The following is a 20,019-nucleotide window of genomic DNA, read 5'->3' as shown; positions in this document are numbered from 1 at the left end:
CGACGACGTACCGCCGCCGGGTTATCGCGCGGCCGGTCCTTCGACGGCCGGACGGCGGTCTCTCGACCGCTGGACGGCGGTCTAGAGTTGGCGGCCGACGTCGAGCGCTGGGGGGCCGGTATGGAGCTGCGGGACACCGACCGGGCGCTGGTGCAGGCCGCCACGGCGGTCGCGAAGCTGCGCTGCCGCAGCGAGAACCACAGCGTGGCGGCGGCCGTCCGGACCGCCGACGGGCGGGTCTTCACCGGGGTGAACGTCTACCACTTCACCGGAGGCCCGTGCGCGGAGATCGTCGCGGTCGGCGCCGCCGCCACCCAGGGCGTGACTGAGCTGGAGACCATCGTCGCGGTGGGGGACCGGGGGCGCGGGGTCATTCCGCCGTGCGGACGGTGCCGGCAGGTGCTGCGCGACTACTTCCCGGCCCTGCGGGTGATCGTCGGTCCGGCGGACGCCCTGCGGGTCGTCGAGATCGACGAGCTGCTGCCGGAGACGTACGTCTGGGCCGACCACCAGGTCGACCCGGGGGCGACCAGGGGCGTCGTGCCCGTGGCGCGCACCGGCGCGGCCGGCTGAGCCCGCCGGCGTCGGATCAGTCGCCGGCTGCCGCCTCCAGCATCGACCGGGGCATCGGCACGCTCTCGAACCGTACGTTGCCCTCCGGCACCATCCAGCTCATCACCTGCACGGCCAGGCGCCCGGCCCGCACCGCCGGATCGTTGTGGTACAGCTCGCGGGCCGCGTCCGGGTCCACCGAGAGCACGACGAAGCCGCGCAGCCGCTCGTCGTCGGTGTCCAGGAGCGGACCGGCCGCGAGTACGAGACCCTGCTCCACCAGCCCCGCCTGATGGGCCAGGTGGGCGTTCTGCAACCGGTCGACCGCGTCCAGCGGCAGCTCCGGGGCGTCCGCCGGCCGCACCAGGAGTACGACCGTGTGCTGGTCGAATCGCATGCCCCCACCCTAGGCGCGGGTGGCCCCTCGGCGTGGGCGTCCGTCCTGGTCAGCGGCTCCCGGATCGATGACTACGAGTTAGGCGGCCCTCAGCACGTCGGCTAAGGTAAGGCGAACCTAAGCGCGAACATGCAGGAGACTCGTGACCACCCTCGCCATCCGGCCGGCCCCGGCCGGCAAACGGACCGGCACCCGCACCGGCCGCCGGGTGGCCGTCACCGTCGGCGCCGCGCTGGTACTGCTGCTCACCGTGCTGGCCAGCTTCGCTCTGGGCAGCCGGCAACTCGGCGTGGACCAGGTCTGGAACGCCCTCGTCGCGCCGGACGGCGGTGACGCCAGCACCATCGTCCGTGAGATGCGGATGCCGCGCACCGCGCTCGGCCTCGCCGTCGGGCTCGCCCTCGCCGTGGCCGGTGTGCTGTTCCAGGCGCTCACCCGCAACCCCCTCGCCGAACCGCGCATCCTCGGCATCAGCGCCGGTGCGTCGTTCGGCGTGGTGCTGGCCATCTCCGTCTTCGGCGTCGGCACCCTCGCCGGGTACGTCTGGTTCGGCATCGCCGGGGCGCTGCTCGCCGGAGTGCTGGTCTTCGCCATCGCCGCCCGGGCCCGCGAGGGCGCCAGCCCGGTCACCCTCGCGCTGGTCGGCGCGGCCCTCGACGCCAGCCTCGCCTCCGGGGTGTACGCGCTGCTCAGCATCGACACCCGCACGTTCGAGGAGTACCGGTTCTGGGTGGTCGGTGGTCTGGCCGGCCGGGACCTGGGGGTCACCGCGCAGGTGCTGCCGTTCGTCCTCGCCGGGCTGGTGCTGGCCGTCCTGGTGGCCCGCGGCCTCGACGCGCTGGCCCTCGGCGACGACGTGGCCCGCGGTCTCGGCAACCGGGTCGGCCTGGTCCGCCTCGGCGGTGGCCTCGCCGCCGTGCTGCTGACCGGAGCCGCGGTGGCCGCAGCCGGGCCGATCGCCTTCGTCGGGCTGGCCGTGCCGCACCTGGCGCGCGCCCTGGTCGGCGCGGACCACCGCTGGACCCTTGCCGTCTCCGCCCTGCTCGGGCCGGCGCTGCTGCTCGGCGCCGACGTCGTCGGCCGGCTCGTCGCCCCGCCCGGCGAGATACCGGCCGGGATCATCACCGCCCTGATCGGCGCGCCGCTGCTGGCCGTGCTGGTCCGCCGCGCCCGGGTGGTGACCGCATGACCACCATCGACCGCCCGTCCGACCTCTCGACCATCGGCTCCGACACGTCGCCCGGCGCGCGACTGCCCGGGCGGTCGCTGCTGCGGATCGGCCCGGTCAGTCTGCAGATCCGCCGCCGTGCGGTGCTGGTGGCCGCCACGCTGACCGTGCTGCTCCTGGTGGCCGTGGTGCTCAGCCTCTCCCTGGGCACCCCGTACGTCGCCCCGGCCGACGTGCTGCGCGCGCTCTCCGGCGCCGGCACCCCGTACGACCTGGTCGTCTTTGATCTGCGGTTGCCCCGGATCATGCTGGCCGCGGTGGCCGGCGCGGCCTTCGGTGTGGCCGGCACGCTGATCCAGAGCGTGGCGCGCAACCCGCTGGCTAGCCCGGACGTCATCGGCATCACCCAGGGTGCCGGACTCGCCGCGACCGTGGCGTTGACCAGCGGGGCGTCCGCCGTGCTGGTGGCCCCCACCGCGCTGGTGGGCGGGCTGCTCGCCGCGGTGCTGCTGTTCGCCCTCGGTGCCCGGCACGGGCTGGCCGCGCAGCGGTTCGTGCTCGCCGGGGTGGCGGTCGCCTTCGCCTTCCGGGCGCTGACCGAGGTGGTCATGCTCACCGCCGACCCGATCGACGGGCTGCGCGCGCAGATCTGGCTGATCGGCACCCTGGCCGGCAAGGGCTGGACCGAGGCCGCCTGGATCGGCGGCACGCTGCTGGTGCTGCTGCCGGTGCTCGCCTGGGCCGGTTGGGCACTGAACAGCACCGCGCTGGACGACGACACCGCACGCGGGGTTGGGCTGCGCCCGGTCGCGCGCCGGATCGGGCTCGCCGGCACCGGCGTGCTCGTCGCCGCGATGGTCACCGCCCAGGTCGGCGCCGTCGACTTCGTGGCCCTGGTCGCCCCCCAGGTGGCCCGGCGGCTGGTCCGGGCCGAACGACCGCCGCTGGTCTGCGCCGCGCTGCTCGGCGCGCTGCTGCTGGTGCTTGCCGACCTGGCCGGCCGGCGACTGATCGCGCCCACCCAACTCCCGGCCGGCGTGCTGACCGCCGCGATCGGCGGGCCGTACCTGATCTTCCTGCTGCTGCGTGGACGGCGGCGGTCCTCGTGACCGTCACCCGCCCCGGCCCCTTGAAGGAGTCGTGATGCTCTCCACCCGCGACCTGGTCGTCGGCTACGACGAGCGGACCGTGCTCGACGGGCTCGACCTCGACCTGCCGACGGACGCGTTCACCGTGATCGTCGGTCCGAACGCGTGCGGCAAGTCCACCCTGCTGCGGACCATGGCCCGACTGCTCACCCCCCGCCGCGGCACGGTGCTGCTCGACGGCAGCGCCATCCGCGACCTGCCGACCCGGGAGGTGGCCCGCCGTCTCGGTGTACTGCCGCAGAGCCCGCTGGTGCCCGAGGGCGTCACCGTGGCCGACCTGGTCGGGCGCGGTCGGCAGCCCTACCAGCGGTGGTGGCAGCAGTGGTCGGCGGAGGACGGCGCGGCGGTTGACCAGGCGATGGCCCTGGCCGACGTGGCCAGCCTGGCCGACCGGCCGGTGGACAGCCTCTCCGGCGGCCAGCGACAGCGGGTGTGGATCGCCATGACGCTGGCCCAGGACACCGACGCCCTGCTGCTGGACGAGCCGACCACCTTCCTCGACCTGGCCCACCAGGTGGAGGTGCTGGACCTGCTGCACCGGCTGCGCGTCGAGCGGGGCCGCACCGTGGTGGCCGTGCTGCACGACCTGAACCAGGCCGCCCGCTACGCCGACCACCTGGTCGCGATGCGCGCCGGCACGGTGGTGGCCGCCGGACCGCCCCGGGAGATCCTCACCGCGGACCTGGTCCGTGACGTCTTCGGGCTGGCCTGCGTGGTCGTGCCCTGCCCGGTGACCGGAGCACCGCTGGTGGTGCCCGCCCAGACCGGCGGCACCACCGCCCGCCCGGTCACCCCCTCCGCCACATCCACCGACGACGCGAGCATCCCGCTCGCCGGCTCGTACCCCTCGAAAGGACTCTGATGCGTCGTCTCGTCGCCGCCCTCACCGCGGCCGCCGCCCTCGGCGTCGGACTTACCGCCTGCGGTGAGAGCGACCCGGTCGCCGGCTCCACCGCCGGGGAGACCCGGGAGATCACCCACGTCATGGGCACCACCAAGGTCCCGGCGGAACCCAAGCGCGTCGTCGTGCTCGACACAGACAAGATCGACACGGCGCTCACACTGGGCATTACGCCGGTCGGTGCCGCCACCGCCGGTGAGGCCAAGGGCTGGCCGACCTACTTCAGCGCGGACAAGCTCGCCAGCATCAAGGAGGTCGGGGTGCTCACCGAGCCCGACCTGGAGGCGATCAACGCGCTGAAGCCGGACCTCATCCTCGGCAGCAAGTTCCGCCAGGAGAAGTTCTACGACGAGCTGGCCGCCATCGCGCCGACCGTGTTCACCGACAAGGTCGGTATCACCTGGAAGGAGAACTTCCTCCTCGATGGCAAGGCGCTCGGCCACGAGCAGCAGGCCAAGGATCTGCTCGCCACGTACGAGAAGCGGGCCAAGGACTTCGGCGCGACGCTCGGCGACGCCGCCACCCGCAAGGTGTCGATCGTGCGGTTCCTCCCCGGCAACATCCGGGTGTACGGCCCGGAGTCGTTCTCCGGCATCGTCATCGGCGACACCGGCCTGGGCCGCCCCGAGCGGCAGTTGCTCGCCAACAAGGAGGACAAGCGCTTCGACCTGGTCAGCCCCGAGCGGATCAACGAGGTCGACGGTGACGTCATCTTCGTGACCGCGTACGGCGACAAGGCCGCCGCCGAGCAGGCCAAGACGACCGCCGGCACCCTCTGGAAGGGCCTCGGCGCCGTCAAGGCCGGCAAGGCGTACCCGGTCGCCGACGAGGTCTGGATGACCGGCATCGGCGTCGGCGCCGCCAACAAGATCCTCGACGACCTGACCAAGTACCTCCCCGCCGCCTAACCGCCCCGCGCGCTCCATGCCGCGCCCCCCGACAGCCCGCACCCGCTCCGCGCGTGCGGGCTGTCGGCGTCTGGACCCCCATGATCGTGCTCGATCCAGGATGTAGTGGTCTCCCTCTTCTGGGAGGCCACTACATCCATGTTCAAGCACGATCATGGGGTCCAGGGGGAGCGGGAGCGCGCCCGCAGGGCGGCCCGGACCTCGGCGAGGAAGCCGTCGAAGTCCTCCCGGAGGCGCTTGCCGGTCACGTGCAGCACGATCCACTCGCCGCCGAGCAGCCGGTTGAGCCGTCGACGGTCCCGGTGGAACTGCTCGGGATCGTCGTGCCAGAGCCCGTCGTACTCCACCGCGACCTTGAACACCGGCCAGGCCAGGTCAAGCCGGGCCACGAACCGGCCCTGGTCGGCGACGACCCACTGCGTCTGCGGCCTGGGCAGCCCGGCGAGCACCAGCCGCACCCGGGTGCGGGACTCCTGGGGCGACTCGGCGCCCGCGTCGGCCAGGTCAACCGCGCGCAGCAGAGACCGCCAGCCCCGCTGACCGGCCCGGGCCAGCGCATATTCCCGCAACGTCGACACGTCGGTGAGCCGGCGAGCCAGCAGGGCGTCGATGACGACCACCGCTTCCACCAGGTCGAGCCAGCGGGCGAGGTCCCAGCAGGTCCGCGCCGGGCCGGTCACCCTGACCCCCGCCCGTTCCACCACGTCGCCGAGGTCGATCTCCCCATGGTGGACCTGGAGGCCGGCGGTCGGCCCGATCCGGCTGTCCTTGGGCACCAGCACGTCGACGGGCGCGGCCCGGGACGGTGTTGGGCAGCCGTACAGGGCCGCTGCGGCCCGCCCGGCGATGGCCGCACCCGGCGGGATCAGCCAGCGTCCGACGGCGGCACACCTGGCACGGTGGGTGACCCTCAGCCGCGCATCGGCGTAGACGTCCCGGAAGAGTGGCCGCCACGCGGCGCTGCGCAGATCGTTGCGGGTCAGCAGGCCACGTGAGACGGCGACGGAGCCACGGAAGATCCGACCGCGCAGTTGTGGCGGCCGGCGGGGAGCTTTCGGCACGACATCCAGGCTGACCGATCACCACCGGGCCACGCAGTCCCTGTGGATAACCCGCCCACGCCTCGGCGCCGGGCACACGCCGCCGCCATGATCGCGCCCGAACATGGATGTAGTGGCCTCCCGGGGAGAGGAGACCACTACATCCTGGATCGAGCACGATCTCGGCGGGCGGCGGGCGGCGGGCGGCGGGCGGCGGGCGTCGGGCGTCGGGCGGGTGGGTTAGGTGGGCGGGTTAGGCGGCGGTGGACCAGATGGCGCGGAAGGCGGCGGCTTCGCCGGCCAGCCAGCGTTCGATCTGGTCGGGCTTGGCGTCGGTGGGCATGCGGTGGGCCTGGCCGCGCCGGACGTCGACCAGGACCGGCTCGGCGTGCGGCAGCACCGCGTCCATGTGTCGGGCCATCAGATGCAGGGTGGCGAGCACCGACTCCTCACTCGGCGGGGTCTCGTCGAAGTGCAGGCGGACGGCCTCGGCCCGGCCGTCGGCGTGGCGTACCCCGAAATGGGGGTTGATCTTGACGGGTAGGTCGCCCAGCATGGCCAGGGCGTCGCGGGTCTGGGCCAGGTCGACGGCGGCCGGATCGCCGAGGGAGTGCAGCCAGGCGGTCGCGCCGGGCACCAGCGCCTGGTAGAGCGGGCGCCAGCGCGGCTTGACCACGTCGACCACGCCGGTGAGGTGGGTGCCGCCGGTGTGGAAGGCGATGTCGGCCTTGAGTGCTTTGACGAACTGGCCGTGCGGGTTGAAGCCGGAGCGGCTGGCTCGCTGCTTGCGCAGGCCGCCAACGAAGGTCGCCTTGGTGGGGCCGGTGCGGTCGACGTAGCGGGTGAAGCCGAGCAGGGTGGCGTAGGGGGTGAGGGGCGTGGAGGCGGGCGCGGTCACGGGCGTCCTCCCAGGTCAGGAACTCGATTAGTACATACATTCTAATCGACCGGTCTGACATCGCCCAGCGAAAACGGGGGTCCGGAAGACGCGACAAAGGGGGCCGCCGGGTGCCCGGGCGAGCCCCCGGTCAGATCCGTACGAAGCCCTCGCCCAGCACCGCCCGCAGCCGACTCAGGGCACGGGCATTCTGTGTCTTGACCACCGACACGGACACGTCGAGGGTGCTGGCCACGGCTTCGACGCTCTGATCCTCCCAGTGGCGGAGCACCACGATGGCCTGGTCGCGGATGGGCAGGGTGGCCAGGGCCCGCAACAGGGCGACGTGCAGCTCCACGGTGTCGTCGGCTGATGGGTGCGGAGCCTCGGGTAGCTCGGCGAGCACGAGTTCGGAGTCGCTACGCCGCCTCTTCTGGTCGAAGACGGCGTTCATCAGGACACGACGGCTGTACGCCTCGAGATTCGTGGTGCCCCGGATCCTGCCCCACCTCGCATACATCTTCGCGAAGGTGATCTGGGTCAGGTCCTGTGCGAGGTGCCAGTCGCGGCACATCAGGTAGGCGGTACGTCGCAGCCTCGGCGCGGTGGCCTCGACGAACGCGGTGAACTCCGCCTGCCGGGCGGTCTGCTCGCGCCGCCGGGCCGTGCCCAGTCGGGCCAGCAGACCGTGTCGGGGCTCCTGGGGCGATCCCGCGACGGGGGTGGTCCGGGGATCCGTCATCAGTTGGCCGCCGAGGCGTTCGTGCCGGCAGGGCAGTCGCTGCCGACGATCTCGTCGACCCCGGGCATGGCACCGACGCGGGCCGTCAGGCTCGCGTACGGTGATCGACCGGTCAGCTTGATCCGGAACGACTCCGGTAGCTGGGTGGCCTTGACGGCGGCGACGAGCTCCGGCGCGTCCTCGAACATCTTCCGGTAGTTGGCGAGGGCCTCTTCGCGGGTTTCGTGGTCCACGCTCCGGACTGCCGGATCTGCGTCCAGCACGCGGTTCACCGCGCTGCGCTGCTGATCGGTGACGTCGTCGGTGAGGAAGATCGATACATCGGTCGCGGTGTCCCGGGCCGGCCACTCGCACACCGGGTTCAACAGCATCGCGAGCCCCGCTGGCACCGCCGTCGGTGGCGCCGGACGGTCCGGCGGTGTCGCCACGTTCACCACCCCCAACGCCACGATGGTGGCCACGCCCGCCACACCTGCCGCCACCAGCCGATGTCGGCGGCGCCGCAGGCTGGTGCCGGTCGCCATGGCGTGGTCGGCCAGGTCACCCGGCGGGGGCTCGGGCTCGTCGGCCATCGCGCGGTCGAAGAGGACGCGCAGGTTCTGGTCCAAGGTTCGCTCCCGTGGTCCGGTGGACTTCCACCCGTGATGACTGGTTGGGACACCGGATCGGTGACATCGAGGAACAGAATCCAGGTCGGAGGATGCGAAAGGGGGCCGCCCGAGCCGGGCGACCCCCATGAAAAGACGCGTCAGAGCTGGCCGACGTCGGTGACCCGGATGGCCGCGGCGCCGATCTCGTCCGAGGCGGCCAGGTCGATCTCGGCGCTGATGCCCCAGTCGTGGTCGCCGTCGGGGTCGTCGAAGATCTGTCGGACGGTCCACCGCTCCCGGCCCTGCTCGATCATGAGCAGCGCCGGGCCGCGCGCGTCCGGCCCGACGCCGATCGAGTCGTACGCCTCGAAGTACGGCCGCAACGCGTCGGCCCACGCGTCGTAGTCCCAGCCGTCGCCGGCGTCCAGCTCGGCGAGCAGGTCCCAGCGGCGCAGCGCGGCCAGCTCGACCCGGCGGAACAGCGCGTTGCGCACCAGCACCCGGAACGCCCGCGCGTTGCGGGTCACCGCCGGTGGCCGGTCGGTCAGCGAGGCGTGCGCCTGGGCCACCTCGGCCACGTCGGACGGGTTGCGCAGTCGCTCCCACTCGTCGATCAGGCTGGAGTCGACCTGGCGGACCAGCTCGCCCAGCCACTCGATGAGGTCGATCAGTTCCTCGGTCTTGGCGTCCTCGGGCACGGTCTGCCGCAGCGTCTTGTACGCGTCGGCCAGGTAGCGCAGCACCAGCCCTTCCGAGCGGGTCAGCCCGTAGAACTGCACGTACTCGGTGAAGGTCATGGCCCGCTCGTACATGTCGCGGACCACGGCCTTGGGGGAGAGCTGGTGGTCGGCGACCCAGGGGTGCCCCTGCCGGTACATCTCGTACGCGGCCTCCAGCAGCTCCGCGAGCGGCTTCGGGTGGGTCACCTCGTCGAGCAGCTCCAGGCGGGCCTCGTACTCGATGCCCTCGGCCTTCATCGCGGCGACCGCCTCGCCGCGGGCCTTGAACTGCTGGGCGGAGAGGATCTGTCGGGGGTCGTCGAGGATCGACTCGATCACCGAGAGGACGTCCAGGGCGTACGACGGGGACTCGGCGTCGAGCAGCTCGATGGTGGCCAGTGCCAGCGGGGAGAGCGGCTGGTTGAGCGCGAAGTCGAGCTGGAGGTCGACGGTGAGCCGGATCCGCCGGCCGGTCTCGTCCGGCTCGCGCAGTTCCTCGACCACGCCGCCGGCGCGCAGCGCGCGGTAGATGGCGATCGCCCGGCGGATGTGCCGGCGCCGGGCGGCGGCGTCCTCGTGGTTGTCGGTGAGCAGGTGCCGCATCGCGAGGAACGCGTCCCCGGGCCGGCCGATCACGTTGAGCAGCATCGAGTGGCTGACCTGGAAGCTGGAGGTCAGCGGCTCGGGCTCGGCGTCGACCAGCCGGTCGAAGGTGGGCTGACCCCACCCGATCGAGCCCTCCGGCGGCTTCTTGCGGACCACCTTGCGCCGCTTCTTCGGGTCGTCGCCGGCCTTGGCGAGGGCCTTCTCGTTGTCGATGACGTGCTCGGGGGCCTGCACCACGACCCGGCCGATGGTGTCGTAGCCGGCCCGGCCGGCCCGCCCGGCGATCTGGTGGAACTCCCGGTTCTTGAGCAGCCGGGTGCGGACCCCGTCGTACTTGGACAGGCCGGTGAACAGCACGGTGCGGATCGGCACGTTGATGCCCACGCCGAGGGTGTCGGTGCCGCAGATGACCTTGAGTAGGCCGGCCTGCGCGAGGGTCTCGACGAGCCGGCGGTACTTGGGCAGCATGCCGGCATGGTGGACGCCGATGCCGTGCCGGACCAGCCGGGACAGCGTCTTGCCGAAGCCGGCGGTGAACCGGAAGCCGCCGATCGCCTCCGCGATCATGTCCTTCTCGGCACGGGTGCAGACGTTGACGCTCATCAGCGCCTGGGCGCGCTCCAGCGCGGCGGCCTGGGTGAAGTGCACCACGTACACCGGGGCCTGCTTGGTCTCCAGCAGCTCTTCAAGCGTCTCGTGCAGCGGCGTCATCGCGTACGAGAAGATCAGCGGGACCGGCCGCTCGGCCGAGCGGACGACGGCGGTCGGCCGGCCGGTGCGCCGGGTCAGGTCGTCGACGAACCGGGTGGTGTCCCCGAGGGTGGCGGACATCAGGATGAACTGGGCCTGCGGCAGCTCGATGATCGGCACCTGCCAGGCCCAGCCCCGGTCGGGCTCGGCGTAGAAGTGGAACTCGTCCATGATCACCTGGCCGACGTCGGCCTGGTCACCCTCGCGCAGCGCCAGGTTGGCCAGGATCTCCGCGGTGCAGCAGATGATCGGGGCGTCGGCGTTGACGCTGGCGTCGCCGGTCAGCATGCCGACGTTCTCGGCGCCGAAGACCTCGCACAGGGCGAAGAACTTCTCCGACACCAGCGCCTTGATCGGGGCGGTGTAGAAGGTCGTCCGGCTGTCTGCGAGCGCCGCGAAGTGCGCGGCGACCGCCACCAGGCTCTTGCCCGAGCCGGTGGGCGTGTTCATGATCAGGTTGGCGCCGGAGACGATCTCGATGACCGCCTCCTCCTGATGGGGGTAGAGGTCGAGGCCGCGCTCCTTCGCCCAGCTGGCGAACGCGTCGAAGAGGGTGTCGGGGTCGGCGCTTGTCGGCAGCGCGGCGGTGAGCGTCATAGCGTGTCCATGGTGCCTGGATCATGCCCCCGGGCGCCAACCCGCAGTTCTCTGGATCGCCGTCCGGGCGCGGTGGACGCCCGGATGGTCACCGTCGGCGGTAGATCAGGTCGGCCACCGGCCGGCCGGCCGTGAGCGCCCGCCGTTCGAACTTGGTCACCGGGCGGTGCGCCGGACGTGGCGCGAACCCGCCGTACGCGTCCACCAGCCCCGGGTCCGCGTCCAGGGTGTGCCGCATCGCCTCGGCGTACTCGGCCCAGTCGGTGGCGCAGTGCAGCGTGCCGCCCGGCGTCAGCCGGGAGCGCAGCAGCGCCACGTGCGACGGCTGGATGATCCGCCGCTTGTGGTGGCGGGACTTCGGCCATGGGTCCGGGAAGAAGATGTGCACGGCGTCCAGGACACCCTCGGGCAGGCCGCTGACCAGGTCCAACGCGTCGCCCTGGGCCACCCGGACGTTGCTCAGGCCGCCGCGGTCCACCAGGTCGAGCAGGTTCGCAATTCCCGGCGTGTGCACCTCGACCGCCAGATAATCTCGATCCGGGTCAGCGGCGGCCATCGCGGCGGTGCTGTCCCCCATGCCCGAGCCGATCTCCAACACCACCGGCGCCCGGCGGCCGAACAGGTCGGCCAGATCGACGGGTCCGTCCGGGACGTCCAGGCCGTAGGCGGGCCAGAGACGGTCCAGCGCGTCGGTCTGCCGCCCGCTCATCCGGCCCCGTCGGGGGTGGAAGGTGCGGATCGGCCGGCTCGCGGGCGGGGCGGCGGGGTCATGGTCGGTGGTGGTCACAGCGACCCGAGCGTACGCGACGCTGTCGGCGGATCGGATGTGATGTGCGACCGGGAATGAGAGGATCCATCTGGTACGGCAGACCGGGCGGTCCGCTGCTCGGCTCGGCCGCACGGCGTCGAGAGGGGGCATCGTGACAGTGACCCGCGGCGGCGTGACCCTGTCGGTGGTGACCGTGCTCGCCGGCCCCCTGCTGGCCGCCGCTCCCGCGCACGCCGCACCTCTTGCGCCCGCCGCGTCCGCTTCCTTTGCGCCTGCCGCCCTCACGCACGCGGTGCCCCGGTCCGCCGCGGCCGGCCCTGTCGCCCTCGCGTTCGCCGCGCCCGCCCCCGGCACGCCCCAGCCCGGCCCGCCGGGTGGTGCGCCGCAGCCGGGGCCAGTGGTGGACGTCTTCGTCGAGGTGAGCCCCAGCACGGTGCAGCCCGGCTACCTGGTCGGCATCCGGGCCAGTTGCCGGGACAACTCGGTCGGCGCCACCGTGGTCTCCGACGCCTTCGGCGCGGTCGGCGTGCAGCCGCAGCGTGGGGTGCTCACCGCCGCCCCGATGGTCCGCGAGCGCACCCGCCCGGGCAACTACCGGGTCAAGCTGGAGTGCCGCGACGGCGAGACCGCCTCGACGATGCTGCAGGTGGTCAAGAAGGTCCAGCCCAGTCGAGGGCCGGCCACCGGCTTCGGCGCCGACGAGGGCGGGATGACCGGCAAGCTGCTGGTGCCCGGAGGCGCGGCGCTGACCATCGCCGGGCTGATCCTCGCCGTGGTGGCCCTGCGTCGGCCGCGTACCGTCCGCGGCGCCGTCCGCCACTGAGCCCGCCATGGAGATCTTCCGCCCCTCGCAGCCGCCCGGTGACGCCCGCCCGCGCGCTGATCGCCCGTCGGTGACCGAGCGCCCGCCGGTGGCCGCCCGACCGCCGACCGCCGTCGCGCCCCGGCGCAGCCGGGCACCCGGCCGCAGCCCCTGGTCCCTGCCGGTGGCCGTGGTGCTGGTGCTGGCCGGCGTCTTCGCCACCGGGGCGGGGCTCGGCCGCTCGGTCGGCCCGCTCGACTGGGCCCCGGCCGGCGGTGACCGGCCGCCCCGCAGCGAGTCGGTCGGGTTGTCGGCCAGCCGCCCGGTGCGCCTCTCGGTACCGGCGATCAAGGTCGCCGCGCCGGTGGCGCCGGTCGGGCAGGCCCGGGACGGCTCGATCGCCGTACCGCCGCTGGAGCGGCACAACGAGACCGGCTGGTATGACCGCGGGCCCACGCCCGGCGAGCCCGGCCCGGCGGTGATCGTCGGGCATGTGGACACCAAGAGCGGCCCGTCGGTCTTCTACGACCTGGGCATGCTCAAGCCCGGCGACCTGATCGAGGTGTCCCGGGCGGACAAATCGGTGGTGGTGTTCAAGGTCGACACCGTCGAGCACTTCCCGAAGGACCAACTGCCCGCCGAGCGGATCTACGGCCACGACGGCCCGCCGGTGTTACGGCTGATCACCTGCGGAGGCCAGTTCATCGGCGGCCGCACCGGCTACGCCGACAACGTGATCGCCTTCGCCACCCTGCAGAGCTCCCGCAACCCCTGACCTCACGCCGTTCGCCGAGGTGATCGACACGAGATCGGCGATGTTGGGGTATCGCGCCGGCCTGGACACCCCGATATCCCCGACCCGGACCCGAGAGGGCTGGGATAGCTACGGCTGCGGGACGTGGAGGGCCACCTCGAACTCCAGCAGCGTCGCGCCGGAGGCGACCGGGGGGCGGGGCTTTTCGCCGGGGGCGGCGGCGTGGGCGGCGCGGGACGGGCCGGCGGCCCAGGCCTGGTACGCCTCTTCGGTCTCCCAGCGGGTGTAGACGAAGTAGCGGGTCTCGCCGGCCACCGGCCGGAGCAGCTCGAAGCCGAGGAAGCCGGGGGAGTTCTCCACCGTTCCGGCTCGGGCGGCGAACCGCTTCTCCAGCTCCGCGCCCGCGCCTTCCGGGACGTCGATTGCGTTGATCTTCACGACTGCCATCTGCCCACCCTAGCCGCCGCCCGGGGTGGGCTCAGAACGCCTCGACCACGGGTACCAGATCGGCGTCGACCACGATCGGGGCGTGATCGGAGGGGCCCTTGCCCTTGCGGGCCTCCCGGTCCACGTACGCCGAGCGGACCGCGCGGGTGAACGGCGCGGAGGCGTACACCAGGTCGATTCTCATGCCCTTGTTCTGGTGGAACATTCCGGCCCGGTAGTCCCAGTAGGTGAAGGGGTGGGGGCCCTTCATCGGGGTCGGCACCACGTCGCTGAGCCCCAGGTCGCGCAGGGCCGCGAGGGCCGCCCGCTCGGCCGGGGTGACGTGCGTGGAGTGGGTGAAGACCGCCGGGTCCCAGACGTCGGCGTCGGTCGGGGCGACGTTGAAGTCGCCGCAGACGGCCAGCGGCAGCCCGCCGGCCAGCTCCGTGTCCAGCGCGTCGCGCAGAGCCGCGAACCAGGCCAGTTTGTACGCGTAGTGCGGGTCGTCCGGCGTCCGGCCGTTGGGCACGTACACCGACCAGACCCGCACCCCGTCGCAGGTGGCGGAGATGGCCCGGGCCTCGGGCTCGGGAAAGCCGGGCTCACCGGCGAACCCGACCCGGACGTCGGCCAGGCCGACCCGGGACAGGATGGCCACGCCGTTCCACCGGCCGTCGCTGTGGCTGGCCACGGTGTAACCAAGCTCGCCCACCTCGGTCACCGGGAAGGCGCCGTCCGGGCACTTGGTCTCCTGCAGGCAGACCACGTCCGGCCCGGTGCCGGCCAGCCACTCCAGCAGCCGGGGCAGCCGGGCCTTCACCGAGTTCACGTTCCAGGTCGCCAGGCGCATGTCCCCAGCCTGCCGCATCCGCCCCCGTGACGCCCGGTCAGCTGCCCGGGGTGTCGCCGGGACGGGTCTGTTCGGCCAGGAACCGTTCCAACTCCGCGCCGAGTTCGTCGGCGGTGGGCAGCGGGCCGGCGTCCGGGGCGAGCAGGCTCTTCTCGCCGCGTCCCCGGGAGAACGCGTCGTACTGCTCCTCCAGGGCCTGGACCAGGGCGGCTGCGTCCTCGGTCTGGGCGACCTGCCGGTCGATCTCCACCCGGACCACCTCGGCGGCCGAGCGCAGCCCGTCGCCGGGCAGCAGCAGCCCGGTGCTGCGCGACACCGAGGTGAGCAGCACCTCGGCGGCGGCCGGGTACTCGGTCTGCGCCACATAGTGCGGCACATGAGCGGAGAAGCCGAGCGCGTCGCGGCCCTGCTCGCCGAGGCGGAACTCGAGCAGGTGACCGACGCTGCCGGGCACCTGGACCCGTTGCAGCCAGGGCTCGTACCCGCCGATCAGCTCGGGCCGGGTGGCGTGCGCGGTGACCCCGGTCGGTCGGGTGTGCGGCACCGCCATCGGGATCGAGTTGAGCCCCACGGTGAGGCGGACGTCCAGCCGGGCGGCGAGCCCGGCGACGGCGGCCACGAAGCGCTCCCACTGCAGGTCCGGCTCGGGGCCGGTGAGCAGCAGGAACGGGGTCTCGTCGTCGTCGTGCAGCAGGTGCAGCTCCAGCTTGGGCGCGTCGATGCTCTCCCAGTGGTCCTCGACGAAGGTCATCACCGGCCGCCGCGAGCGGTAGTCGAAGAGTTGGTCCACGTCGAAGGTGGCGATCGGCCGGCTCTCCAACGAGGTGAGCAACTGCTCGCGGGCCAGCCGGCTGGCGTTGCCGGCGTCCACGAACCCGGTGAGGGCCTGGATCAGGACCGGTTGCCCGAGGTCGGGCAGATCGTCGGTGAGCTCGTAGAGCTCGTGTGGGTCGAGCACCGGTGCGGACCTCCCTGGAATGTGCCTACGGGATACCGACGCAACGGACGGCACCCGGTTCGGGCAACGTACCCGCCATCCTGGTGCATTCCTGCGGCGGGCAATTCGTCGCCCGTCTGATGGGCAGGACTGGACTAATCACCTGATTACCCCGCCAGGTCGGCCCTCATGGGCCGATCGGCTGAGGGCGGTTCGACCCAAAGGCCGAGTTTGTCGATCATGTCGTTGGGCGGGGCCGGATGTCCGCTCCTGTCGCCGACCGTGCCGGCCTGCGTGCCGCGCCAGCTTCACCCGGTACGCGAGGTTCGTTCCCCGGGCGGGTCGAGCCGTCCCGCTCGTCCACCAGGGCACCCCCATTCTGTGGCGAGCGCCACATGATCACCGTGCGTGATCGGGGTTTCCCCCTGCCTAGCCTCGGCTGATGCGTGACGACGGAACCCTCGACGACCCGTACGCCCCGAGCAGCCCCACTACCGGTACGGAGGATGGCACCTCATCCGAACGGACAGCCGCCGCGAGTCGGCTCCGGGGTTACGCCCGGGACCTGACCGGTCGACGCCGGGCCCAGGTGGCTCTCGCCACCGGCGTGGTCTGCTGCCTCGGCCTGGCCGCTGTCGCGCAGGTCCGTCACGAGACCGCCGACGGGGCGCCCCGGGTCGATTCGCTCGCCAACAGCTCGGAGCTGCTCCAGCGCGCCGACCAGCAGCGCGCCTCCCGTGACCTCGAGCGCGTCGCCTCCTCGAGCACCCCCTCCGCTACCCCCTCCGGCACCCCCTCCGCCGACCCGGACACCACCCCGAAGGCCCGCAAGACCGCGCCGGCGCTCCCGACCGACCCGGCGCCCGTCGCCGGGCTGGACGAGGACCAGATGGAGAACGCCGAGGCGATCGTCCGTACCGGCCGCAAGATGGGTGTCGCCCGCCGTGGCCTGGTGATCGCGGTGGCCACCGCCATGCAGGAGAGCAACCTCTACAACTACGCCAGTGGCGTGCTGCCCGAGTCGCAGGACTACCCGCACCAGGCGATCGGCTGGGACCACGACTCGGTCGGGCTCTTCCAGCAGCGCTCCAGCAGCGGCTGGGGCCCGGTCAGCCGGCTGATGGACCCCGAGTTCGCCACCCAGCAGTTCCTCACCGCGCTGGAGCAGGTGCCCGGCTGGCAGCAGATGCGGCTCACCGACGCCGCCCAGGCGGTGCAGGTCTCCGCGTACCCCGAGCACTACCAGCAGCACGAGTGGCGGGCCACCAGGGTCGTCGAAGCCATCGTGCCGTCCGGGCGGTAACCTGTCGACCACTGTGGACTGTCGCGGTTGAGCCTGTCGCGTCCCGGGTACATCCATTGCGGGTTCGGGGTACACATGACAGAGGAATCACCGACAGGAGGACGTTATGTCACTAATGCAGCGGATCAGCGCATTTCTGAAATCGCCGAAGGGGCAGCAGTTGGTCGACCGGGGCCGGCGCGAGATGGCCAAGCCCGGCAACCAGCAGAAGCTCAAGGGGTTGGCGGCCCGGCTGTCCAACCGCCGCCGCTGACCCTTCCACCGGCCGTCCTGCCCGCCGTACCGACCCCCTGGGGAGACCCGGTGACCGACACCCCACCCGTCGGCGGCCCGCCCGCCGCACCCACCCCCCAACCGTCCGCCGGCCTGCCGGCCGGGCCGGCGGACGCTCCCGAGGGCCCGCCGGCCCGGCTCTGGGACCGGATGCGTGACGATCCGCAGTACGCCCCGGAGCACCTCGCCCTGGAGGCGGTGCGCCGGCTCGCCCCGGAGGCCGCGCAGTGGGCCAGCCGGGCCCGGGCCGATCAGCCCGGTGTCTCGGCCGATGCCCTGGCCGACCAGGCGGCCCGCAAATTCGTCAACCTGGCCCGCCTCTCCGGTGCGGTCTCCGGCGCGGCCGGGCTGCCCGGCGCCGTGCTCGACGTGGGCGTGCTGGCCTGGACCCAGGCGCGGATGGTGCTGCACATCGCCGCCGCCTACGACGTCGACCCGCTGCACACCGACCGGGCCACCGACCTGCTGGTGCTCCAGCGGGTGCACAAGGTCGCCGAGAGCGCCCGGCTGGCGCTCGGGGTAGCCGCCGGCCGGGAACGCGCCGACGCGCTCTTCGGCCTGGGCGGGCGCCAGCGCCCGCTCGGCCACGTCATGCTGAAGCTGGGCGTCCGGCTGGCCCAGATGGCCGGCGTCCGGGCGGCCAAGCGGATGGTCGCCAAGATCGTGCCCGGTGCCGCGATCGTGCTCGGCACCTGGGCCAACTCGTCGGCCACCAAGGAGTTGGCGGCGCGCTCCCGGGCTCTCTACCGCCCGCGCAGCACCGTGCCGGAACCCCGCCACCCCTGACCGGCACCCCCGCGATCGTCCGAGGGCGTGGGGGCCGGTCAGTCGGCCAGGCCGGAGGAGCGCCAGGTGACGTCGGCGAGCCGACCCTGCCCGGTGACGTTGGGATGGAACCAGTCCAGCGGGTTCAACATGTCGAGCGTGAACCGGACCTTGTGCACCGCGCCGCCGTCGTGCCGGCAGCGCGAGCCGTACGCCCGGCACGCGGCCACCAACTGGGCGTTGTACGCGTCGATCCGGTCCCGGACGGCGGCCCGGCGGGCCCGATCGGCGGGCGCCGTCGAGGTCGGCTCGGCCAGCAGGGCCGGGCAGACGCCCCGCCGCCAGGCGCGTACCGCCCGGGAGTCGCCGTGCCCGACCTCCCAGAGCCGGTTCAGGTCGGGGATGCTCACCACCAGCACCCGGGCCTTCGGCCGGCCGGTCCGCAGCACCCGCAGGCCCCGGTCGACGTCGGCCCGGAACTGCGCCACCGGTGTCATCGAGTCCACCCCGCCCCGGCAGACGTCGTTGGCGCCGATCAGCACGGTGACGTAGTCGGCGCGGTCGCGTACCGCTGCCTTCGCCTGGCCCTCCAGCGCGTCGGCGCGGGCACCCGGCCGGGCGTGGTTGTACATCCGGCCGCGGATCGCGGAGTCCTGGTCGAGTAGTCGCCGGTAGTGGCTCCGCACCCGCAGGCCGTCCCCGGTGGACCAGGAGTTGCGCTCGCAGGAGGTGAGCACCAGGCAGGAGGCGAAGCCGGTGCTGATCGAGTCGCCCAGCGCGGCGATGCCGCCCGGCCCGCCGGGCTGCGGGGTGCCCTTGGTCGGGCGGGGTGTCGCCGAGGTGCCGCCCTCGCAGGCCAGCGCGACCAGCGCCGCGAGACAGGCCAGGGCGGCGACCCAGCGTCGAGGCATGACATCCCCCGTCTTCGCAGCACAGAGCGACAGCGCGGTAACTCTATGCGCAGGACGTGGTTTGTCGGGAAGTTGCTGTCGGGTATGCGGCAGAGCGTCGGTATGGCCGCCTCGGGCGTGCTACGGCGCGTCTGACCGCCTGTCCCAACTAGCGTGATACCTGTGAGTCATCAATATGCCTCACAGGTATCACGCTCCTTTGTGCATGCCGCCCGGGCTCCTGGCGGGACGGCTGGATGATCGCCGCCACGTCGGCGCGGGCCATGGCTGGCCGTGCAGCCACCAGTGCAGCGCCCGGGTGATCTGGGGCAGCACCAGGTAGGTCATCAGCGGGGTCAGGCAGAGCGTCATCAGCAGCACCCGGGCCGCCAGCGGCACGTCGGCGAGAAACCGGGTGGTCAGCAGGGTGGCGGTGAGACTCAGTGGGAAGAACGCCAGCCAGATGGTCACCGCCTGCTTCCATCTCGGCGGCGACGCCGGCGGGATCGGCTCGACCGGGTCCACCCAGTGCTCCAGCGGCGGGTCGAACCAGCCCTCGATCCCGGTGCGCCGCTCGACCCGGGTGTGCTCGACGATGCCCTGCGCCGAGCTGAGCCACCAGTGCCGCTGCGGCGACTCCTCCCACCGGTGCAGCGTCTCGGCGTCGGCGAAGCGGTAGAGCATGTGCCAATCCGCCGAGCCCGGACCGCTCTGCACCCAGCCGGCGCCGAGGAACCCGGGAAACGCCTCGGCCAGCGCCGTGCCGGCCCGCATCCAGGCCACCATCTCGCTGGCCCGGGCCGGATCGGCGCGCCGGGCGATGGCGACGGTCACCGGCACGGTCTGGGTCATGGGCATGCGTCCATCCTGCGGTCGGCGGGGCCGTGGGGCGAACGGGTGTAACCGAGCACACCGGCGCACCCCGGTGGCGCGACCGACCGGGGTGCCCGGGGCCGGTTAACGCTGGCGATCTGGGGTAGGTCGGAGGGTATGACGAGATCGCAGCCCCGGCGTGCCCGCGGCACGGTCGGCCACGCGAACAGCGCGCTCAACCTCCGACTCACCCTCGCCGGCTTCGGGTTGGTGATCATGGCGCTCTTCGCGGTGTTGGCGTTCTGGGCCGGCATCGCCTGGCTCGGCGTGGTCTGCGCGATCTTCGCCGTGGTCGCCGTGGTCGACCTGGTCGTGATCCAGCGCCGCCGCGCCGCCCGCCACCGCGAGGAGCCGGGCGTCAAGCACTCGCTGTTCGAGTGAC

General features: G+C 72.7%; 23 protein-coding genes. 11 read left to right on the top strand and 12 right to left on the bottom strand.

Going from position 1 to position 20,019, the window contains the following annotated elements; genetic code table 11:
* Nucleotides 1-120 precede the first annotated feature (120 nt).
* Entirely contained in the window at nucleotides 121-573 is a 453-nt protein-coding gene (locus tag OG990_RS18990; RefSeq protein ID WP_406076489.1) for a cytidine deaminase family protein, read from the top strand.
* 16 nt (nucleotides 574-589) lie between these two features.
* Here the strand turns inward: OG990_RS18990 and OG990_RS18985 are convergent, their stop codons facing one another.
* Nucleotides 590-949 (bottom strand): YciI family protein, encoded by a 360-nt coding sequence (locus OG990_RS18985; protein ID WP_328425743.1) that lies wholly within the window; start codon nucleotides 947-949, stop codon nucleotides 590-592.
* A 142-nt stretch (nucleotides 950-1,091) separates the two neighbouring features.
* On the opposite strand from OG990_RS18985, the gene OG990_RS18980 reads away from it, so the two are divergent.
* From OG990_RS18980 to OG990_RS18965, 4 genes are read left to right on the top strand one after another with little or no spacing between them, the layout of a single operon-like run.
* On the top strand, nucleotides 1,092-2,138 hold the full coding sequence (locus tag OG990_RS18980; RefSeq protein WP_328425745.1) for an iron ABC transporter permease: 1,047 nt from the start codon (nucleotides 1,092-1,094) through the stop codon (nucleotides 2,136-2,138).
* Entirely contained in the window at nucleotides 2,135-3,226 is a 1,092-nt protein-coding gene (locus OG990_RS18975) for a FecCD family ABC transporter permease (protein WP_406076488.1), read from the top strand. The genes OG990_RS18980 and OG990_RS18975 overlap by 4 nt, the downstream gene beginning before the upstream one ends.
* A gap of 34 nt (nucleotides 3,227-3,260) precedes the next feature.
* A complete protein-coding gene (locus OG990_RS18970; RefSeq protein ID WP_328425749.1) occupies nucleotides 3,261-4,127 on the top strand; it encodes an ABC transporter ATP-binding protein in 867 nt (288 codons plus the stop codon).
* On the top strand, nucleotides 4,127-5,074 hold the full coding sequence (locus OG990_RS18965; RefSeq protein ID WP_328425750.1) for an iron-siderophore ABC transporter substrate-binding protein: 948 nt from the start codon (nucleotides 4,127-4,129) through the stop codon (nucleotides 5,072-5,074). Before OG990_RS18970 ends, OG990_RS18965 begins: the two co-directional genes overlap by 1 nt.
* A 152-nt stretch (nucleotides 5,075-5,226) precedes the next feature.
* Here the strand turns inward: OG990_RS18965 and OG990_RS18960 are convergent, their stop codons facing one another.
* The 6 genes from OG990_RS18960 to trmB form a co-directional block, all read right to left on the bottom strand.
* Complete coding sequence (locus tag OG990_RS18960; RefSeq protein WP_406076486.1) at nucleotides 5,227-6,135, bottom strand: hypothetical protein; 909 nt, start codon at nucleotides 6,133-6,135, stop codon at nucleotides 5,227-5,229.
* A gap of 232 nt (nucleotides 6,136-6,367) precedes the next feature.
* Complete coding sequence (locus OG990_RS18955; RefSeq protein WP_328425752.1) at nucleotides 6,368-7,012, bottom strand: hypothetical protein; 645 nt, start codon at nucleotides 7,010-7,012, stop codon at nucleotides 6,368-6,370.
* Between the two features lie 130 nt (nucleotides 7,013-7,142).
* The gene (locus OG990_RS18950) at nucleotides 7,143-7,733 is read right to left on the bottom strand and encodes a SigE family RNA polymerase sigma factor (protein WP_406076485.1); all 591 of its coding nucleotides are present in this window, start codon (nucleotides 7,731-7,733) and stop codon (nucleotides 7,143-7,145) included.
* On the bottom strand, nucleotides 7,733-8,341 hold the full coding sequence (locus tag OG990_RS18945) for a permease-like cell division protein FtsX (protein ID WP_406076484.1): 609 nt from the start codon (nucleotides 8,339-8,341) through the stop codon (nucleotides 7,733-7,735). Before OG990_RS18945 ends, OG990_RS18950 begins: the two co-directional genes overlap by 1 nt.
* Before the next feature lie 140 nt (nucleotides 8,342-8,481).
* Nucleotides 8,482-10,995 (bottom strand): DUF3516 domain-containing protein, encoded by a 2,514-nt coding sequence (locus OG990_RS18940; RefSeq protein ID WP_328425758.1) that lies wholly within the window; start codon nucleotides 10,993-10,995, stop codon nucleotides 8,482-8,484.
* Nucleotides 10,996-11,083: 88 nt separating this feature from the next.
* Nucleotides 11,084-11,782, bottom strand: a complete 699-nt coding sequence (gene trmB / locus OG990_RS18935) for a tRNA (guanosine(46)-N7)-methyltransferase TrmB (RefSeq protein WP_406076482.1) — start codon at nucleotides 11,780-11,782, stop codon at nucleotides 11,084-11,086.
* A 130-nt stretch (nucleotides 11,783-11,912) separates the two neighbouring features.
* Here trmB and OG990_RS18930 point away from each other — a divergent pair, with 130 nt between their 5' ends.
* Both OG990_RS18930 and OG990_RS18925 read left to right on the top strand, forming a co-directional pair.
* The gene (locus OG990_RS18930; protein WP_406081819.1) at nucleotides 11,913-12,587 is read left to right on the top strand and encodes a hypothetical protein; all 675 of its coding nucleotides are present in this window, start codon (nucleotides 11,913-11,915) and stop codon (nucleotides 12,585-12,587) included.
* A gap of 7 nt (nucleotides 12,588-12,594) precedes the next feature.
* Nucleotides 12,595-13,341 (top strand): class F sortase, encoded by a 747-nt coding sequence (locus tag OG990_RS18925; protein WP_406076481.1) that lies wholly within the window; start codon nucleotides 12,595-12,597, stop codon nucleotides 13,339-13,341.
* A gap of 108 nt (nucleotides 13,342-13,449) precedes the next feature.
* Here OG990_RS18925 and OG990_RS18920 read toward each other — a convergent pair whose 3' ends face one another.
* The 3 genes from OG990_RS18920 to OG990_RS18910 are packed head-to-tail and all read right to left on the bottom strand — an operon-like array spanning nucleotide 13,450 to nucleotide 15,554.
* Nucleotides 13,450-13,767 (bottom strand): antibiotic biosynthesis monooxygenase, encoded by a 318-nt coding sequence (locus tag OG990_RS18920; protein WP_328425762.1) that lies wholly within the window; start codon nucleotides 13,765-13,767, stop codon nucleotides 13,450-13,452.
* 31 nt (nucleotides 13,768-13,798) lie between these two features.
* Nucleotides 13,799-14,596, bottom strand: a complete 798-nt coding sequence (locus OG990_RS18915; RefSeq protein WP_406076480.1) for an exodeoxyribonuclease III — start codon at nucleotides 14,594-14,596, stop codon at nucleotides 13,799-13,801.
* A gap of 37 nt (nucleotides 14,597-14,633) precedes the next feature.
* The gene (locus OG990_RS18910; protein WP_328425766.1) at nucleotides 14,634-15,554 is read right to left on the bottom strand and encodes a PAC2 family protein; all 921 of its coding nucleotides are present in this window, start codon (nucleotides 15,552-15,554) and stop codon (nucleotides 14,634-14,636) included.
* Between the two features lie 421 nt (nucleotides 15,555-15,975).
* Between OG990_RS18910 and OG990_RS18905 the strand changes: the two genes are divergently transcribed.
* The 3 genes from OG990_RS18905 to OG990_RS18895 all read left to right on the top strand — a co-directional run bounded on the left by OG990_RS18905 (nucleotide 15,976) and on the right by OG990_RS18895 (nucleotide 17,895).
* Nucleotides 15,976-16,836 carry a peptidase M23 gene (locus tag OG990_RS18905; RefSeq protein WP_406076478.1) on the top strand — a complete coding sequence of 287 codons (861 nt, stop codon included), beginning with the start codon at nucleotides 15,976-15,978 and terminating at the stop codon, nucleotides 16,834-16,836.
* Nucleotides 16,837-16,942: 106 nt separating this feature from the next.
* A complete protein-coding gene (locus OG990_RS18900; RefSeq protein ID WP_167493040.1) occupies nucleotides 16,943-17,089 on the top strand; it encodes a hypothetical protein in 147 nt (48 codons plus the stop codon).
* A 50-nt stretch (nucleotides 17,090-17,139) separates the two neighbouring features.
* Entirely contained in the window at nucleotides 17,140-17,895 is a 756-nt protein-coding gene (locus OG990_RS18895; protein ID WP_328425772.1) for an EcsC family protein, read from the top strand.
* A gap of 38 nt (nucleotides 17,896-17,933) precedes the next feature.
* Here OG990_RS18895 and OG990_RS18890 read toward each other — a convergent pair whose 3' ends face one another.
* The gene (locus OG990_RS18890) at nucleotides 17,934-18,785 is read right to left on the bottom strand and encodes a GDSL-type esterase/lipase family protein (protein WP_406076476.1); all 852 of its coding nucleotides are present in this window, start codon (nucleotides 18,783-18,785) and stop codon (nucleotides 17,934-17,936) included.
* Nucleotides 18,786-18,974: 189 nt separating this feature from the next.
* Nucleotides 18,975-19,622 (bottom strand): antibiotic biosynthesis monooxygenase, encoded by a 648-nt coding sequence (locus OG990_RS18885; protein ID WP_406076474.1) that lies wholly within the window; start codon nucleotides 19,620-19,622, stop codon nucleotides 18,975-18,977.
* A gap of 132 nt (nucleotides 19,623-19,754) precedes the next feature.
* On the opposite strand from OG990_RS18885, the gene OG990_RS18880 reads away from it, so the two are divergent.
* On the top strand, nucleotides 19,755-20,018 hold the full coding sequence (locus OG990_RS18880) for a DUF6343 family protein (protein ID WP_328425778.1): 264 nt from the start codon (nucleotides 19,755-19,757) through the stop codon (nucleotides 20,016-20,018).
* Nucleotide 20,019 lies beyond the last annotated feature (1 nt).

Source organism: Micromonospora sp. NBC_00858 (assembly GCF_045207365.1).
Lineage (GTDB): Bacteria > Actinomycetota > Actinomycetes > Mycobacteriales > Micromonosporaceae > Micromonospora.
Note: the sequence above shows the minus strand (reverse complement) of the source record. Positions and strands in the feature narration are given on the sequence as shown.

What these genes read in the sequence shown, in the direction of transcription:
- OG990_RS18990 (WP_406076489.1), top strand. Translation starts at nt 121, where the DNA reads ATGGAGCTGCGGGACACCGACCGGGCGCTGGTGCAGGCCGCCACGGCG.
- OG990_RS18985 (WP_328425743.1), bottom strand. Translation starts at nt 949, where the DNA reads ATGCGATTCGACCAGCACACGGTCGTACTCCTGGTGCGGCCGGCGGAC.
- OG990_RS18975 (WP_406076488.1), top strand. Translation starts at nt 2,135, where the DNA reads ATGACCACCATCGACCGCCCGTCCGACCTCTCGACCATCGGCTCCGAC.
- OG990_RS18970 (WP_328425749.1), top strand. Translation starts at nt 3,261, where the DNA reads ATGCTCTCCACCCGCGACCTGGTCGTCGGCTACGACGAGCGGACCGTG.
- OG990_RS18965 (WP_328425750.1), top strand. Translation starts at nt 4,127, where the DNA reads ATGCGTCGTCTCGTCGCCGCCCTCACCGCGGCCGCCGCCCTCGGCGTC.
- OG990_RS18950 (WP_406076485.1), bottom strand. Translation starts at nt 7,733, where the DNA reads ATGACGGATCCCCGGACCACCCCCGTCGCGGGATCGCCCCAGGAGCCC.
- OG990_RS18940 (WP_328425758.1), bottom strand. Translation starts at nt 10,995, where the DNA reads ATGACGCTCACCGCCGCGCTGCCGACAAGCGCCGACCCCGACACCCTC.
- OG990_RS18925 (WP_406076481.1), top strand. Translation starts at nt 12,595, where the DNA reads ATGGAGATCTTCCGCCCCTCGCAGCCGCCCGGTGACGCCCGCCCGCGC.
- OG990_RS18920 (WP_328425762.1), bottom strand. Translation starts at nt 13,767, where the DNA reads ATGGCAGTCGTGAAGATCAACGCAATCGACGTCCCGGAAGGCGCGGGC.
- OG990_RS18915 (WP_406076480.1), bottom strand. Translation starts at nt 14,596, where the DNA reads ATGCGCCTGGCGACCTGGAACGTGAACTCGGTGAAGGCCCGGCTGCCC.
- OG990_RS18905 (WP_406076478.1), top strand. Translation starts at nt 15,976, where the DNA reads ATGCGTGACGACGGAACCCTCGACGACCCGTACGCCCCGAGCAGCCCC.
- OG990_RS18900 (WP_167493040.1), top strand. Translation starts at nt 16,943, where the DNA reads ATGTCACTAATGCAGCGGATCAGCGCATTTCTGAAATCGCCGAAGGGG.
- OG990_RS18890 (WP_406076476.1), bottom strand. Translation starts at nt 18,785, where the DNA reads ATGCCTCGACGCTGGGTCGCCGCCCTGGCCTGTCTCGCGGCGCTGGTC.
- OG990_RS18885 (WP_406076474.1), bottom strand. Translation starts at nt 19,622, where the DNA reads ATGCCCATGACCCAGACCGTGCCGGTGACCGTCGCCATCGCCCGGCGC.
- OG990_RS18880 (WP_328425778.1), top strand. Translation starts at nt 19,755, where the DNA reads ATGACGAGATCGCAGCCCCGGCGTGCCCGCGGCACGGTCGGCCACGCG.